We start from the raw sequence: 16702 nt of genomic DNA on the forward strand, positions 1-16702 counted from the left end.
GTCGAGTGGTTTTGACATAGTCTTAATTTTATTAGTACTAAAAAATGAAATTTTATCAAACAGTAAGTTATTATAAGATAGGGTTACGAATTATAATATTGGTATTTTTATCAATATTACACGTTGATACACTAGTAATGGCTTCAGATCATGACGATGGTTATGTGACAGTAACAAGCAAAAAGAGCAAAAGAAAACAGGGAACACTAGATCAAAAAGTAGCAAAGTCACAAGTAAGCGTTGATGTTCAAATACAAGCGATGCAGGCTCAAAATAAAGTTCAAGCAGATGCAGTAGCTGAACAGCAAAAACTACAAGCAGAACGTGAAGCTAATGAAAGAGCTGAACAGCAAAAACTACAAGCAGAACGTGAAGCTAATGAAAGAGCTGAACAGCAAAAACTGCAAGCAGAATGTGAAGCTAATGAAAGAGCTGAACAGCAAAAACTGCAAGCAGAACGTGAAGCTAATGAAAGAGCTGAACAGCAAAAACTGCAAGCAGAACGTGAAGCTAATGAAAGAGCTGAACAGCAAAAACTGCAAGCAGAACGTGAAGCTAATGAAAGAGCTGAACAGCAAAAACTGCAAGCAGAACGTGAAGCTAATGAAAGAGCTGAACAGCAAAAACTGCAAGCAGAACGTGAAGCTAATGAAAGAGCTGAACAGCAAAAACTGCAAGCAGAACGTGAAGCTAATGAAAGAGCTGAACAGCAAAAACTGCAAGCAGAACGTGAAGCTAATGAAAGAGCTGAACAGCAAAAACTGCAAGCAGAACGTGAAGCTAATGAAAGAGCTGAACAGCAAAAACTGCAAGCAGAACGTGAAGCTAATGAAAGAGCTGAACAGCAAAAACTGCAAGCAGAACGTGAAGCTAATGAAAGAGCTGAACAGCAAAAACTGCAAGCAGAACGTGAAGCTAATGAAAGAGCTGAACAGCAAAAACTGCAAGCAGAACGTGAAGCTAATGAAAGAGCTGAACAGCAAAAACTGCAAGCAGAACGTGAAGCTAATGAAAGAGCTGAACAGCAAAAACTGCAAGCAGAACGTGAAGCTAATGAAAGAGCTGAACAGCAAAAACTGCAAGCAGAACGTGAAGCTAATGAAAGAGCTGAACAGCAAAAACTGCAAGCAGAACGTGAAGCTAATGAAAGAGCTGAACAGCAAAAACTGCAAGCAGAGTATCAGCAATGTCAAACTAACTCAATAAGAGTAGACGAGGAATATGTTAAAAAACCTGAGTCACAACAATTAGCTGAGGCAATCAATAATATGATCGTTGGACATACGGAAAATGCTTTTGTATCGGCAGCGCAAAAAGAAGTGATCCGAGAAAAATCTACACTTGTTATAAAAAATCCTGAAAAATATGCGGTAGAACTGGCTCAAGAATTAGTAAAGAATAAAGCTGAACTAAAAGAAGTGATTAAAATAGCTAATTATGATGCTTTTGTAGTGGGTAAAACACAACAAGAGCAAGCTTTATTATTTGCAACAAATTTAGCTCAGGTTGCACCTGATAATATAAAAAAAGTAGTAGAGCATTTAACCGAGCAAGGAACAAGAGCGGTTAATGTAGCAAATATGATGTATAAAGTAGTCACTTCTAACATTAATAATCACCTATCAGGTGGTACTATGGTAGCAGTTGCAGCGGGTGATCAAGAAAGCCCTATAGTTACTAAAAAAGGATTATGGGTTATCGGTACTTTTGGTTCAAGTAATCAAGATGCACATCAAGGTAATCCTAGCTATAAAGGCACTGTATCTGGCGGTATTATCGGTGGTGATATTTATATCGGGGAAAATAGTCTTGTCGGTATTGCATATAGCCGTATGAACGCTGACTTTAGGTTTAAAGATCCAAGCACTGGTGATAAACTGTCGGCAGAAAGCGATATTATTTCTCTATACGGCCAACAACAATTTAGTATCGGTCTTATATTACAAGAAATATTTTCAGCAAGTAACAGTAAAATTAACACCAAGAATTTAAGACAAGTTGGACCTAATAGGTATAAGACTGCTAGCGGTAAATATACAAGCAAAGCTTACGGTTTTGAGGGTAATATCGGTTATCAATTCTCTGTCATGGACGGTATAAATTTAATGCCTAATATTGGTATTAGATATAATACGTATAAAGATACTTCTTATATCGCAACCGGTACAGGCGTGAATAATATGTATATCGCAGGTACGTCGGGTAACTTAACTACCGGTATTCTAGGTATAAAAATAACTACTCCTAAGAGAGTATCAAACGATGCTCAAATAGTACCGGGATTACATGCTTCCATAGAAAATAGTTTGAGCAATAAGCAACCTAAGGTGAAAGCTAGATTTATTTGGGCAGATAATTACTTTGAGAAGACTACAAGCAATAGCACACCAAAAGTCAGCTATACTGTAGGTGCAAATTTACTTGCATCTTATAAGAATATTGAGCTACTTGCAACGTATCACTGTAATTTACGTAACAAATATACTAGTCATCAAGGTTCATTAAAGTTAAAGATATTGTTCTAATAATGTAAATCTTTAGACCTGAAGTTTTGACAAAACTTCAGTTAGACGGGTTATTGAAAAAATGGCTAGGTTGGCGTCGGTTACAATTGAAAATTCAAGGACTAAGGAGAACAAAACCTGGCTCTGTTTCATCAATTGTGTAAATTTCGTGAGCCATTAAATCCTACCATCAAATTTGATCATAAAATGAGCCATAGCTTCATTCCAATTGGGGATAGGCATAGACCATTTTTTGGTAATATAATCAATTGTCAGATATAAAACCTTAAATACTGCGTCATCATTTGGAAAGATGCGTTTATTCTTAGTAACTTTTCTCAATTGGCTATTCAGCGATTCTATCGCATTTGTAGTGTAAATAATCTTACGAATCTCCTTTGGATATTGCAAGAAAATTATCAAATTATCCCAATTATTATACCAAGATTTAGCTATATACGGATATTGCTTACTCCATTTTTGATCAAATGACTCAAGAGCTAATTCTGCTTCTTTTTCAGTAGCAGAAGTATAGATTAGTTTCAAATCCGCGAGTCTTTTGCAATGATTGTGTAAATTTTTGTTGAGCCTATATTAGAAGTAATTAAAAATATAGGTAACAGAAATGCAAATAGAGAAGAATAAAAAAATAAATGAAGCAATAGATTTGCTGATAAAAGGCGGAGTAGATTTAAAAACAGTACTAAGTCAGAATGGATTAATCTCTCAGGGTTTAATTCCCCGAAGCTCTGCTTCGTGATATCATAAGAAACAACTAAAACTTTTTTAGATACCTCGTAGCTCTGCTGCGAGGAGCATCATTTAAGGAATTAACCAAGGGTATTTTAGAGCGAGCACTGCATGCTGAGATGTCAGAACATTTAGGTTATAGCAAGTATGATAGAGCTGAAACTGAGAATGCGAGGAATGGTAGTTTTAGTAAGAATCTGATTAGTGAGAATGGTACTATAGAGCTAAATGTTCCAAGAGACAGACAAGGTAAATTTGAACCTATAATAGTCTCAAAGAAACAAACAAGAATAGATGGCTTAGACCAAAAGATAATATCCTTATATGCGAAGGGTATGAGTGTGTCTGATATTAACACACAATTGCAAGAATTATATGGAGCTGAGATCAGTGAGAGCCTAATCAGCAGGATTACAGATGAAGTAATAGATGAGGTCAAGATTTGGCAGAGTAGACCGCTTGAATCAGTATACCCTATAGTATATTTTGACTGTTTAGTAGTGAAAGTAAGACAAGATAAACTTATTATTAATAAATCAGTATATGTAGCTTTAGGAATAGATTTATCTGGCAGAAAGGATATTTTAGGCTTATGGATAAGTGAGAATGAAGGAGCTAAATTTTGGCTTGGTAATTTTACTGAGATGAAAAATAGAGGAGTAAAAGATATCTTAATTGCTTGTAGTGATAATCTAACTGGTATGTCTGATGCTATTGCATCAGTATACCCGAAAACTGAACATCAAATTTGTATTGTCCATCAGATCAGGAATAGCCTCAAATATGTATCATATAAAGATAGAAAGCAATGAGCAGCGGATTTGAAACTAATGATAGTGGACTAATGGTATGGACCTCCTGATATAGAGAATGAAAAGCAGTTGCTAATCTTCTAGGGTTAATATTTAACATATTAAAACAACAATTAAGGAGGTCCATATGGAGGTTACTACAATTGGTATAGATATTGCAAAAAGAATTTTTCAAATTCATGGTGTAGATAAAAATGGCAAGACAGTATTAAAGAAAAAATTGATGAGAGATCAGGTTTTGACATTTATGGCTAATTTACCACAATGTTTAGTAGGGATGGAAGCTTGTGGTGGTTCTAGTTATTGGGCAAGAGAAATAACTAAATTAGGGCATGAAGTAAAACTAATGGCACCGCAATTTGTCAAACCATATGTTAAAACTAATAAAAATGATCAAGCAGATGCTGAAGCGATATGTGAAGCCGTGACAAGACCTAATATGAGATTTGTTGCAATTAAAACTATAGAGCAACAAGAAATTTTATCAATACATAGGGTAAGAGAGAGATTGGTAAAAAATCGTACAGCACTTGCTAATGAAATTAGGGGGCTACTACATGAGTTTGGTTTTATTGTTCCTCAAGGCATTAATAAGGTTATCACAAAATTAATTGAGATTTTAGATGCAGGGAAATTAAGCCAGTTAAGTTATCAAACATTTAGTGAACTAAAAGAAGAATTCTTAGATAATAACAGAAAAATAAAAGAGATAGAAAAACGATTAACAATGATAGCAAGTAACCTAACTCAATATCAACGATTAAGAGCTATACCTGGTCTTGGTTTAATTACTGCTACTGCTTTAATAGCATCAATAGGTAATGCTACAAGTTTTGAGAATGGCAGGCAATTATCGGCATGGCTAGGATTAGTGCCAAGACAACATTCAAGTGGTGGGAAGGATAAGCTGCTGGGAATTAGCAAGCGAGGTGATGTATACTTACGCACTTTATTAATTCAAGGGGCTAGAGCTGTACTAAATGCCAAGATAAGATTTACATCGGAAGAACAGAAATCTAAAAAAGATTTTAGCCAATTTACGAAATGGATGTTTAATTTATCTGAGCGAAGTAGCCATAATAAAACGACAGTTGCCATAGCTAATAAGTTGGCAAGAGTGGTGTTTGCTGTACTAAGATCAGGAGATGATTATGTAGAGAGTAAAGTTTGTAGCTAAAGAGTGTGTAGCATAGCACTTATAAGTAAAATAAATGGTGATTTATATAATGAATAGGTAAAAGCAAAACAATATGTAAGAGATTCCAACCCGAAATATGCTTGAGATAATTAATATTGATGGTAAATAAGACAAACCTTAGCTTACAAAAAAACTGCGTTTTTCAGTGGCTCTTTTAGAAGCCGATGGACTGATAAGTATATAGTTTGTAAGCCAGCGAATTCCATCAGGGCTGTAGAATAAATTAGGTTGATTTATCAGCTATAAGCCGGATACATGACTGCATTTGTTTGTTTTTATTATTGATGTTATTTTTTTCTTGCATTCTACAGGAGGTCCATACATGAAAAATCAAGACAAAAAAATGAGTAGTATGTTTTCCTAATTTTTCGATTATCAGGCAGCAATTTGCTGATAATTTTGCATATAATTCAGATATACATTCATAGGCTTTTTATAACCAATACTTGAATGAAATCTGTGATAATTATATTTATTCAGATAATGATCGATCCCCTCTTTTAACTCTTTAACATTGTTAAAATCATTAATAAAGATACAATTATATTTTAAAGTTCTAAAAAACCTTTCTATTACTATATTATCAATACTTCTACCTTTGCCATTCATTGAAATTTGGATATCATGCTCCTTGAGAATATTTATGTGGTCATAACTGGTATATTGGCTACCTTGATCACTATTAAATATCTGTGGAGCGTTATACTTACTGAGAGCTTGTTTCAAGACATCAGTTACAAGAGATGCATCCATAGAATTTGACAGTTTATAGCTCAATATGGCCTTGCTATGCCAATCTATAATAGCTGCCATATACATAAAGCCACCATTAGTTCTAATGTAAGTAATGTCACCACTCCAAACCTCATTCACATTAGGCACATACACTTGCTTTGTTGAGCCAGATTTAGTCCAATATTGATCAAGTAAGTAGCTATAGATCTTATGCTCACTATCGTTTCGAGAAGTAGATTTTTTCTTATGTGGGTAAATAGTCCGTCCGCCAAAACTCTACAAGCCTTATAGATAATATGGTTTTAAGACAAGAAGTAATACAACAATCCGTAAGAAAATGATAAAATATGGTCATAAACCTTATGGATTTCAGTCAATGCCAATAGACAACATTATCAAATCGCAAGAACAAGGGAAACTGTTTGGTTATAAATTAAAAGAAGAATTAAACCCAAATAATAAGCTATATAAATTAAGAGAATTAATAAATTGGTCTAGGCTCGAAGAGTGGTTATCAAAAAATGTTTGTATTAAGAAATTTGGTAGAAATAGAAAATGTCATAGAGTGATGCTTGGCATAACGATGCTACAAGCAATGTATAATTTTTCAGATTCATTATCAGAGGAAGAGCTAAAAGAGAATATGTATTGGCAGTATTTCTGCGGGTGGGAATATATAGAAAAAGACATAGCTATCTCGGAAACTAGTATACGACGGTTTCGTAGTGTATTAGGTGAAGCTGGATATAATGAGATATTATCGGAGTTGATCAGGGTTGGGATAAAAACTAACACAATTAAAAAAAAAGATTTGGAATTAATCATCGCTGATACGACTGTACAAATTAAGAATATCAAACACCCACACGATGTTTATTTAATGGATAAAGCTAGGCTTAGCATAGTAAAGCTTTGCAACAGTTTGGGTATACATTTGAATGAAACATACGCTAGAACCTATAAACGCGATATAGTAAAGCTATGGAAATATAAAGAACATAGTAAAGCCAAGAAGCGTTGGAAAATAATGAAGCATTTAAAAATATTACTGGGTCGTTTGATTAGAGTATGTGAGCGTGAGATCAAAAATAAGCAATTAAACTTGTCTCTCAAAAATCAAGAAGTATTGCAAAAAATAAAACAAATACATAACCAATCTGTTTTAAAAAGAGAAGCTAAAAAGCAATATAAAGAAGATAACAAAGTATTATATAGTTTTCATGCCCCTGAAGTAGAGTGTATAGGAAAGGGAAAACGCAACAAGCCATATGAGTTTGGCAATAAAGTAGCGGTAGTAGTAAGTGGTCGTAGAAATTTTGTTTTATCCGCAAAATCGTTTCATAATAATCCTTATGATGGTCATACATTGCATCAGAGCTTTGAAGCAGTAGAGAGTGTCACTGGAATCAAGATAAAGAAATCATTTGTTGATCTTGGGTATAGTGGTAGCAATGTAAAGGAGAAGAGTAAGGTATATACCCCAAAAACGCGGAAGAAGTTGTTACAAGAGGACAAGTCTATGATCAAGAGACGCAGTGCCATAGAACCAATAATAGGTCACTTAAAGCAATATGGTCGGATGGGTAGAAACTTCTTGAAAGGTATGATAGGAGATATTATCAATCCAATAATCTCTGCTATTGGTTTGAATTTAGAGTCTTTTGCAATGATTGTGTAAATTTTTGTTGAGCCTATATTAGAAGTAATTAAAAATATAGGTAACAGAAATGCAAATAGAGAAGAATAAAAAAATAAATGAAGCAATAGATTTGCTGATAGAAGGCGGAGTAGATTTAAAAACAGTACTAAGTCAGAATGGATTAATCTCTCAGGGTTTAATTCCCCGAAGCTCTGCTTCGTGATATCATAAGAAACAACTAAAACTTTTTTAGATACCTCGTAGCTCTGCTGCGAGGAGCATCATTTAAGGAATTAACCAAGGGTATTTTAGAGCGAGCACTGCATGCTGAGATGTCAGAACATTTAGGTTATAGCAAGTATGATAGAGCTGAAACTGAGAATGCGAGGAATGGTAGTTTTAGTAAGAATCTGATTAGTGAGAATGGTACTATAGAGCTAAATGTTCCAAGAGACAGACAAGGTAAATTTGAACCTATAATAGTCTCAAAGAAACAAACAAGAATAGATGGCTTAGACCAAAAGATAATATCCTTATATGCGAAGGGTATGAGTGTGTCTGATATTAAAACACAATTGCAAGAATTATATGGAGCTGAGATCAGTGAGAGCCTAATCAGCAGGATTACAGATGAAGTAATAGATGAGGTCAAGATTTGGCAGAGTAGACCTCTTGAATCAGTATACCCTATAGTATATTTTGACTGTTTAGTAGTGAAAGTAAGACAAGATAAACTTATTATTAATAAATCAGTATATGTAGCTTTAGGAATAGATTTATCTGGCAGAAAGGATATTTTAGGCTTATGGATAAGTGAGAATGAAGGAGCTAAATTTTGGCTTGGTAATTTTACTGAAATGAAGAATCGAGGAGTAAAAGATATCTTAATTGCTTGTAGTGATAATCTAACTGGTATGTCTGATGCTATTGCATCAGTATATCCGAAAACTGAACATCAAATTTGTATTGTCCATCAGATCAGGAATAGCCTCAAATATGTATCATATAAAGATAGAAAGCAATTAGCAGCGGATTTGAAACTAATCTATACTTCTGCTACTGAAAAAGAAGCAGAATTAGCTCTTGAGTCATTTGATCAAAAATGGAGTAAGCAATATCCGCATATAGCTAAATCTTGGTATAATAATTGGGATAATTTGATAATTTTCTTGCAATATCCAAAGGAGATTCGTAAGATTATTTACACTACAAATGCGATAGAATCGCTGAATAGCCAATTGAGAAAAGTTACTAAGAATAAACGCATCTTTCCAAATGATGACGCAGTATTTAAAGTTTTATATCTGACAATTGATTATATTACCAAAAAATGGTCTATGCCTATCCCCAATTGGAATGAAGCTATGGCTCATTTTATGATCAAATTTGATGGTAGAATTTAATGGTTCACGAAATTTACACAATTGATGAGACAGAGCCTGAATTTACGATGCATTGCAAATCATTTACAAATCGTGTCTAACTCCACATAAATCAAAAATATCATCATGCAAAAACTAGATGAACGATAAAAAATCGTTAACAATAGCTCCATATCAAAATTAGACCAACACAGAAATGTATCAGTAAAAATTAACATAACTTATTAATTTTTATTGAAAATCTTAGCAATTTGTTGTCAAAACTCTATCCCATTACAAATGATCAGGATTTGAAGTGTTTTTGGCGGATAGACTAAATAGCTTCTATACCCATCATCCTCATATATTTTAGTACTCGATCTTTACCGACAATAAAACCATCTTCTAGTAACTGTTGATGAATATAGCGATAACCAAATTCAGGATTATCTGTATATATTTCATCTATTCTATTTAAAATACTTAATTTATTTATACTCATCTCCTTGGATTTATAGTAGGCTGTAGATCGACTAATCTTTAATAGTTCACACTGTCTTGATTTTGAGAGTTGATTTAGCTTGGAGTGTACAAGACTCTTTTTATTTGATCAATCCAAGCTTTTGAGCTTTCCCACGGCCCAGTCCCTCTCAACTGTGATTCTACCAAGAGCTTTAGCAAGTTCATCATTTTGCTCTTGTAAATGATTTATTTGTTCTTGATATTCACTCAAAACTTTAGCTGGTTCAAAAGCTAATGCCGCATTACCTAAAAACTGTTTTTTCCAATTTTGAATTGTTTTAACACTTATTGCATATTTTGAAGCTAACTGACCAAGTGTCGACTCCTCTTTTATTAATTCTAATACTATCCCCGTTTTTTCTGAAGCACTGAAAATTTTTACTTTATTTTTCTTCATCTTTCCTCTTAAGTTTATTGCTATTTATTCTAACTTATTGCGGAAACACACTCCTTCATTTTTTTGTCCAATTTTTTCATGTATGGACCTCCTGTAGAATGCAAGAAAAAAATAACATCAATAATAAAAACAAACAAATGCAGTCATGTATCCGGCTTATAGCTGATAAATCAACCTAATTTATTCTACAGCCCTGATGGAATTCGCTGGCTTACAAACTATATACTTATCAGTCCATCGGCTTCTAAAAGAGCCACTGAAAAACGCAGTTTTTTTGTAAGCTAAGGTTTGTCTTATTTACCATCAATATTAATTATCTCAAGCATATTTCGGGTTGGAATCTCTTACATATTGTTTTGCTTTTACCTATTCATTATATAAATCACCATTTATTTTACTTATAAGTGCTATGCTACACACTCTTTAGCTACAAACTTTACTCTCTACATAATCATCTCCTGATCTTAGTACAGCAAACACCACTCTTGCCAACTTATTAGCTATGGCAACTGTCGTTTTATTATGGCTACTTCGCTCAGATAAATTAAACATCCATTTCGTAAATTGGCTAAAATCTTTTTTAGATTTCTGTTCTTCCGATGTAAATCTTATCTTGGCATTTAGTACAGCTCTAGCCCCTTGAATTAATCTCTCAGGGTTTAATTCCCCGAAGCTCTGCTTCGTGATATCATAAGAAACAACTAAAACTTTTTTAGATACCTCGTAGCTCTGCTGCGAGGAGCATCATTAAAGTGCGTAAGTATACATCACCTCGCTTGCTAATTCCCAGCAGCTTATCCTTCCCACCACTTGAATGTTGTCTTGGCACTAATCCTAGCCATGCCGATAATTGCCTGCCATTCTCAAAACTTGTAGCATTACCTATTGATGCTATTAAAGCAGTAGCAGTAATTAAACCAAGACCAGGTATAGCTCTTAATCGTTGATATTGAGTTAGGTTACTTGCTATCATTGTTAATCGTTTTTCTATCTCTTTTATTTTTCTGTTATTATCTAAGAATTCTTCTTTTAGTTCACTAAATGTTTGATAACTTAACTGGCTTAATTTCCCTGCATCTAAAATCTCAATTAATTTTGTGATAACCTTATTAATGCCTTGAGGAACAATAAAACCAAACTCATGTAGTAGCCCCCTAATTTCATTAGCAAGTGCTGTACGATTTTTTACCAATCTCTCTCTTACCCTATGTATTGATAAAATTTCTTGTTGCTCTATAGTTTTAATTGCAACAAATCTCATATTAGGTCTTGTCACGGCTTCACATATCGCTTCAGCATCTGCTTGATCATTTTTATTAGTTTTAACATATGGTTTGACAAATTGCGGTGCCATTAGTTTTACTTCATGCCCTAATTTAGTTATTTCTCTTGCCCAATAACTAGAACCACCACAAGCTTCCATCCCTACTAAACATTGTGGTAAATTAGCCATAAATGTCAAAACCTGATCTCTCATCAATTTTTTCTTTAATACTGTCTTGCCATTTTTATCTACACCATGAATTTGAAAAATTCTTTTTGCAATATCTATACCAATTGTAGTAACCTCCATATGGACCTCCTTAATTGTTGTTTTAATATGTTAAATATTAACCCTAGAAGATTAGCAACTGCTTTTCATTCTCTATATCAGGAGGTCCATACCATTAGTCCATTATATAATCTATACTTCTGCTACTGAAAAAGAAGCAGAATTAGCTCTTGAGTCATTTGATCAAAAATGGAGTAAGCAATATCCGCATATAGCTAAATCTTGGTATAATAATTGGGATAATTTGATAATTTTCTTGCAATATCCAAAGGAGATTCGTAAGATTATTTACACTACAAATGCGATAGAATCGCTGAATAGCCAATTGAGAAAAGTTACTAAGAATAAACGCATCTTTCCAAATGATGACGCAGTATTTAAGGTTTTATATCTGACAATTGATTATATTACCAAAAAATGGTCTATGCCTATCCCCAAATTGGAATGAAGCTATGGCTCATTTTATGATCAAATTTGATGGTAGAATTTTGACTAACGAATATTAGAATTACCCTCAACGAACATTAAAATTACCTATAAAAAAGAAGTAACTATGGACAGTAAAATCGAATAAAAATTTATTTTTAAATATTTAAATATTATTCGAGAATTACTGATGACATGTACAAATAACCAAGTAGGTATTTTAATGCAAAAGATCAAAAAATATAAGGTAAATTCCAGTATTAATTAAGCCAGATTTATATTTTCTTCCCATACCTCATTGGGTGTTTTATAACCGAGCACTTTTCTTGGTAAATTATTTAAAAAATCCTCAATTTCTTGTAATTGCTTTATTGTTAATTTTTTTATATCTAAAGATTTAGAGTATACTCTGTGCACCATTGAGTTAATCTTCTCTATCAATGGTTTTTGCCATGGAGAATAAGGATTGCAAAAATATACTTTTCGTTCAGATTTTGGCAATAGTTGTTCATGATTGGTAAATTCTTTGCCATTATCTAACGTTATGCTTTTGATTATATGCGACAATTGTTTAAGTTTTTTATTCATGTTACCAATCACATCTTGTGTTCTTTTTGAACGGTTTAAAGTGAGAAACACTTTTTGTGTTCTGATATCCACAAGAGCGCCTATATTACGACTTTGATTACCTTTGTTAAAAGTTAAATCACCTTCTAAATGACCTATTGCTGCTATCTTTCTATTTATCTCTGGTCTTTCAGTAATGGAAACTCGATTTGGTATTGTAATTCTTTTGTTTCTGATTCTTGTACCATGATGCAACCTATTTTTCCTTTTTCTTGCTAAAGATAAATATAATTTTTGCCTTTGTGCTATAGGAGATGTATAAATAAACTGGTATATACTCTCTGTAGAAATATTGACAGTATCTCGTGATAGTTTACGTCTACCTGAAATTATATCTGGTGAAATACCCTGTGTTAACTGCTTTATTATTTCTGCTCGTAAATTATTATCAATATCTAATTTTCTTTTTCTCTTACCTTGCCTTAAACTGCAAGCAAGTGTGTTAGCCCTATCTGGTCTATAATTATGCCTCATTCTCTTGAGTTCATAACATATAGTGCTTTTATCACGGCCAATCTTTGTCCCTATATATCGCGAGCTATAACCACTCTTATTCATTTCGTATATTTTAAATCTTTCATCTATCGTTAAATGAGCCATGATATATCTATATTTAAATGATGCTCCTGGCTTTGTTGCATAAATAAGATTTGTAGAGCAAGAGTGGTGATAATCTGGTAAGATGTCCTGAATTAAAAATAATCCAGATTATATGAGATCTCGGAAGAAAGCCCCTTTTAGTAAATCACGCAAGTATTCTAAATATAAAATAACGAATTGGTCAGAATATAATAATTTTTTACGCAATAGGGGTCGCATAGATTTTATGATTGCCAGTGATTTGGCGATTGGCTGGTATGCTGATTACAGAGAGGAAATGAAACGAGGAAGACCTAGACGCTATAGTGATCACGCTATATTACAGTGTTTGAAGATCAGATGCTTATTCGGTCTTAAGTTACGCCAAACCCAAGGCTTTATAAACTGGCTCTTTGAAATATCGGGTTTATCTATTAGATGTCCAGACTATACAACATTAAGTAAGCGTATGAAGTCATTAGATCTTAGGTATTTACATGGAAATCAAGATAAAGAATTTAGTTGTATTTCAATGGATAGTACAGGGATACAAGCCTACACAGGGAACGAATGGCTAGAAAATAAGCATGGTAAGCAATATAAGCGTCGCATATGGAAAAAGCTACATATCGTTATAGAAGATCAAGGTATGATACTTGCCGATAGTACCACAGAGCATACTATAGATGATAGATCACAGATTGGACTACTAATAGCTAATGTCAGAGCCAAGGATTTTCTGGGAGATCGAGGGTATGACGGTGAATCTACATATCAATTGTTGAGAAAGAAGAAGATAAAACCAGTTATTAGACCCCCAAACTCTTCAGTAAAAGTTCAATCGCTTAGGGATAAAACTGAGAGAGATGCAGCTGTTATATATCAACAAAACAAAGGATACCAAGCATGGAGGGTAAAGAATAATTATGGTAGAAGGGAGCGTGTAGAGAACACGTTCTTTCGATTTAAATGTAGAAGTTAAGATTTGATCTTACAGACACTATAAATTTGAGTCTTTTGCAATGATTGTGTAAATTTTTGTTGAGCCTATATTAGAAGTAATTAAAAATATAGGTAACAGAAATGCAAATAGAGAAGAATAAAAAAATAAATGAAGCAATAGATTTGCTGATAGAAGGTGGAGTAGATTTAAAAACAGTACTAAGTCAGAATGGATTAATTAAGGAATTAACCAAGGGTATTTTAGAGCGAGCACTGCATGCTGAGATGTCAGAACATTTAGGTTATAGCAAGTATGATAGAGCTGAAACTGAGAATGCGAGGAATGGTAGTTGGTAAATTCCAGTATTAATTAAGCCAGATTTATATTTTCTTCCCATACCTCATTGGGTGAGTCTTTTGCAATGATTGTGTAAATTTTTGTTGAGCCTATATTAGAAGTAATTAAAAATATAGGTAACAGAAATGCAAATAGAGAAGAATAAAAAAATAAATGAAGCAATAGATTTGCTGATAGAAGGTGGAGTAGATTTAAAAACAGTACTAAGTCAGAATGGCTTTGTTGCATAAATAAGCTTTTGAATATACTGCCCCTAACCCCGCAATGCTAGCCTAGCCAACAGGCACAGAGATAGGTTTACCAATTTCAAACATTTTGTTTAATAAGTGGCATTTAATAGACATTTCTTTTGTCATATTTTGATCATGTCTTGATAGAAACTTACTACCAAAAGAAGTTTTAAATCGAAAGAACGTGTTCTCTACACGCTCCCTTCTACCATAATTATTCTTTACCCTCCATGCTTGGTATCCTTTGTTTTGTTGATATATAACAGCTGCATCTCTCTCAGTTTTATCCCTAAGCGATTGAACTTTTACTGAAGAGTTTGGGGGTCTAATAACTGGTTTTATCTTCTTCTTTCTCAACAATTGATATGTAGATTCACCGTCATACCCTCGATCTCCCAGAAAATCCTTGGCTCTGACATTAGCTATTAGTAGTCCAATCTGTGATCTATCATCTATAGTATGCTCTGTGGTACTATCGGCAAGTATCATACCTTGATCTTCTATAACGATATGTAGCTTTTTCCATATGCGACGCTTATATTGCTTACCATGCTTATTTTCTAGCCATTCGTTCCCTGTGTAGGCTTGTATCCCTGTACTATCCATTGAAATACAACTAAATTCTTTATCTTGATTTCCATGTAAATACCTAAGATCTAATGACTTCATACGCTTACTTAATGTTGTATAGTCTGGACATCTAATAGATAAACCCGATATTTCAAAGAGCCAGTTTATAAAGCCTTGGGTTTGGCGTAACTTAAGACCGAATAAGCATCTGATCTTCAAACACTGTAATATAGCGTGATCACTATAGCGTCTAGGTCTTCCTCGTTTCATTTCCTCTCTGTAATCAGCATACCAGCCAATCGCCAAATCACTGGCAATCATAAAATCTATGCGACCCCTATTGCGTAAAAAATTATTATATTCTGACCAATTCGTTATTTTATATTTAGAATACTTGCGTGATTTACTAAAAGGGGCTTTCTTCCGAGATCTCATATAATCTGGATTATTTTTAATTCAGGACATCTTACCAGATTATCACCACTCTTGCTCTACAAATCTTATTTATGCAACAAAGCCAGGGGCAGTATATTCAAAAGCTTATTTATGCAACAAAGCCATTAATCATCGCTGATACGACTGTACAAATTAAGAATATCAAACACCCACACGATGTTTATTTAATGGATAAAGCTAGGCTTAGCATAGTAAAGCTTTGCAACAGTTTGGGTATACATTTGAATGAAACATACGCTAGAACCTATAAACGCGATATAGTAAAGCTATGGAAATATAAAGAACATAGTAAAGCCAAGAAGCGTTGGAAAATAATGAAGCATTTAAAAATATTACTGGGTCGTTTGATTAGAGTATGTGAGCGTGAGATCAAAAATAAGCAATTAAACTTGTCTCTCAAAAATCAAGAAGTATTGCAAAAAATAAAACAAATACATAACCAATCTGTTTTAAAAAGAGAAGCTAAAAAGCAATATAAAGAAGATAACAAAGTATTATATAGTTTTCATGCCCCTGAAGTAGAGTGTATAGGAAAGGGAAAACGCAACAAGCCATATGAGTTTGGCAATAAAGTAGCGGTAGTAGTAAGTGGTCGTAGAAATTTTGTTTTATCCGCAAAATCGTTTCATAATAATCCTTATGATGGTCATACATTGCATCAGAGCTTTGAAGCAGTAGAGAGTGTCACTGGAATCAAGATAAAGAAATCATTTGTTGATCTTGGGTATAGTGGTAGCAATGTAAAGGAGAAGAGTAAGGTATATACCCCAAAAACGCGGAAGAAGTTGTTACAAGAGGACAAGTCTATGATCAAGAGACGCAGTGCCATAGAACCAATAATAGGTCACTTAAAGCAATATGGTCGGATGGGTAGAAACTTCTTGAAAGGTATGATAGGAGATATTATCAATCCAATAATCTCTGCTATTGGTTTGAATTTACGATGCATTGCAAATCATTTACAAATCGTGTCTAACTCCACATAAATCAAAAATATCATCATGCAAAAACTAGATGAACGATAAAAAATCGTTAACAATAGCT

At 33.6% G+C, this 16702-nt stretch carries 13 protein-coding genes and 6 pseudogenes; 11 read left to right on the forward strand and 8 right to left on the reverse strand.

Annotated elements, in window-relative coordinates; all coding sequences use genetic code 11:
* The first annotated feature begins 44 nt into the window (after window positions 1–44).
* Window positions 45–2525, forward strand: a complete 2481-nt coding sequence (locus AAHI98_RS01015; RefSeq protein WP_342224767.1) for an autotransporter domain-containing protein — start codon at window positions 45–47, stop codon at window positions 2523–2525.
* 156 nt (window positions 2526–2681) lie between these two features.
* Here the strand turns inward: AAHI98_RS01015 and AAHI98_RS01020 are convergent.
* Window positions 2682–3056, reverse strand: a pseudogene (locus AAHI98_RS01020) (transposase); the annotation flags it as partial.
* Between the two features lie 73 nt (window positions 3057–3129).
* On the opposite strand from AAHI98_RS01020, the gene AAHI98_RS01025 reads away from it, so the two are divergent.
* The 3 genes and pseudogenes from AAHI98_RS01025 to AAHI98_RS01035 all read left to right on the forward strand — a co-directional run bounded on the left by AAHI98_RS01025 (window position 3130) and on the right by AAHI98_RS01035 (window position 5243).
* Window positions 3130–3264, forward strand: a complete 135-nt coding sequence (locus tag AAHI98_RS01025; RefSeq protein WP_342224747.1) for a hypothetical protein — start codon at window positions 3130–3132, stop codon at window positions 3262–3264.
* 64 nt (window positions 3265–3328) lie between these two features.
* Window positions 3329–4063, forward strand: a pseudogene (locus AAHI98_RS01030) (IS256 family transposase); the annotation flags it as partial.
* A 130-nt stretch (window positions 4064–4193) separates the two neighbouring features.
* Entirely contained in the window at window positions 4194–5243 is a 1050-nt protein-coding gene (locus AAHI98_RS01035; RefSeq protein ID WP_342224642.1) for an IS110 family RNA-guided transposase, read from the forward strand.
* Window positions 5244–5639: 396 nt separating this feature from the next.
* Here AAHI98_RS01035 and AAHI98_RS01040 read toward each other — a convergent pair whose 3' ends face one another.
* Complete coding sequence (locus tag AAHI98_RS01040) at window positions 5640–6257, reverse strand: IS3 family transposase (RefSeq protein WP_342224809.1); 618 nt, start codon at window positions 6255–6257, stop codon at window positions 5640–5642.
* A gap of 79 nt (window positions 6258–6336) precedes the next feature.
* Here AAHI98_RS01040 and AAHI98_RS01045 point away from each other — a divergent pair, with 79 nt between their 5' ends.
* The 3 genes and pseudogenes from AAHI98_RS01045 to AAHI98_RS01055 all read left to right on the forward strand — a co-directional run.
* Window positions 6337–7677, forward strand: coding sequence for an IS5 family transposase (locus tag AAHI98_RS01045; protein WP_342224769.1), 1341 nt, complete (start codon window positions 6337–6339; stop codon window positions 7675–7677).
* 49 nt (window positions 7678–7726) lie between these two features.
* Window positions 7727–7861, forward strand: coding sequence for a hypothetical protein (locus AAHI98_RS01050; RefSeq protein WP_342224770.1), 135 nt, complete (start codon window positions 7727–7729; stop codon window positions 7859–7861).
* A gap of 64 nt (window positions 7862–7925) precedes the next feature.
* Window positions 7926–9041 (forward strand): annotated as a pseudogene (locus tag AAHI98_RS01055) (IS256 family transposase); the annotation flags it as partial.
* Between the two features lie 292 nt (window positions 9042–9333).
* Here AAHI98_RS01055 and AAHI98_RS01060 read toward each other — a convergent pair.
* From AAHI98_RS01060 to AAHI98_RS01075, 4 genes and pseudogenes are all read right to left on the reverse strand, one after another.
* Window positions 9334–9501 carry a transposase gene (locus AAHI98_RS01060; protein ID WP_342224771.1) on the reverse strand — a complete coding sequence of 56 codons (168 nt, stop codon included), beginning with the start codon at window positions 9499–9501 and terminating at the stop codon, window positions 9334–9336.
* 108 nt (window positions 9502–9609) lie between these two features.
* Window positions 9610–9918: a helix-turn-helix domain-containing protein gene (locus tag AAHI98_RS01065; protein WP_342224772.1), complete on the reverse strand. Its 309-nt coding sequence runs from the start codon at window positions 9916–9918 to the stop codon at window positions 9610–9612.
* 423 nt (window positions 9919–10341) lie between these two features.
* Window positions 10342–10470 carry a hypothetical protein gene (locus tag AAHI98_RS01070; RefSeq protein WP_342224707.1) on the reverse strand — a complete coding sequence of 43 codons (129 nt, stop codon included), beginning with the start codon at window positions 10468–10470 and terminating at the stop codon, window positions 10342–10344.
* A 190-nt stretch (window positions 10471–10660) separates the two neighbouring features.
* Window positions 10661–11491: pseudogene (locus AAHI98_RS01075) on the reverse strand (IS110 family RNA-guided transposase); the annotation flags it as partial.
* Between the two features lie 55 nt (window positions 11492–11546).
* Here AAHI98_RS01075 and AAHI98_RS01080 point away from each other — a divergent pair.
* A pseudogene (locus AAHI98_RS01080) lies at window positions 11547–11976 on the forward strand (transposase); the annotation flags it as partial.
* Window positions 11977–12160: 184 nt separating this feature from the next.
* Here AAHI98_RS01080 and AAHI98_RS01085 read toward each other — a convergent pair.
* Window positions 12161–13123, reverse strand: coding sequence for an IS30 family transposase (locus AAHI98_RS01085; protein ID WP_342224646.1), 963 nt, complete (start codon window positions 13121–13123; stop codon window positions 12161–12163).
* A 112-nt stretch (window positions 13124–13235) separates the two neighbouring features.
* On the opposite strand from AAHI98_RS01085, the gene AAHI98_RS01090 reads away from it, so the two are divergent.
* Window positions 13236–14084: an IS5 family transposase gene (locus AAHI98_RS01090; protein WP_342224773.1), complete on the forward strand. Its 849-nt coding sequence runs from the start codon at window positions 13236–13238 to the stop codon at window positions 14082–14084.
* 101 nt (window positions 14085–14185) lie between these two features.
* Window positions 14186–14398: pseudogene (locus tag AAHI98_RS01095) on the forward strand (transposase); the annotation flags it as partial.
* Between the two features lie 276 nt (window positions 14399–14674).
* Here the strand turns inward: AAHI98_RS01095 and AAHI98_RS01100 are convergent.
* A complete protein-coding gene (locus AAHI98_RS01100) occupies window positions 14675–15637 on the reverse strand; it encodes an IS5 family transposase (RefSeq protein ID WP_342224734.1) in 963 nt (320 codons plus the stop codon).
* A 71-nt stretch (window positions 15638–15708) separates the two neighbouring features.
* Between AAHI98_RS01100 and AAHI98_RS01105 the strand changes: the two genes are divergently transcribed.
* On the forward strand, window positions 15709–16644 hold the full coding sequence (locus AAHI98_RS01105) for a hypothetical protein (RefSeq protein WP_342224775.1): 936 nt from the start codon (window positions 15709–15711) through the stop codon (window positions 16642–16644).
* Window positions 16645–16702 lie beyond the last annotated feature (58 nt).

It is taken from the genome of Rickettsia endosymbiont of Urophora cardui, from assembly GCF_964030725.1.
In the GTDB taxonomy this organism is placed as follows: Bacteria; Pseudomonadota; Alphaproteobacteria; order Rickettsiales; family Rickettsiaceae; genus Rickettsia.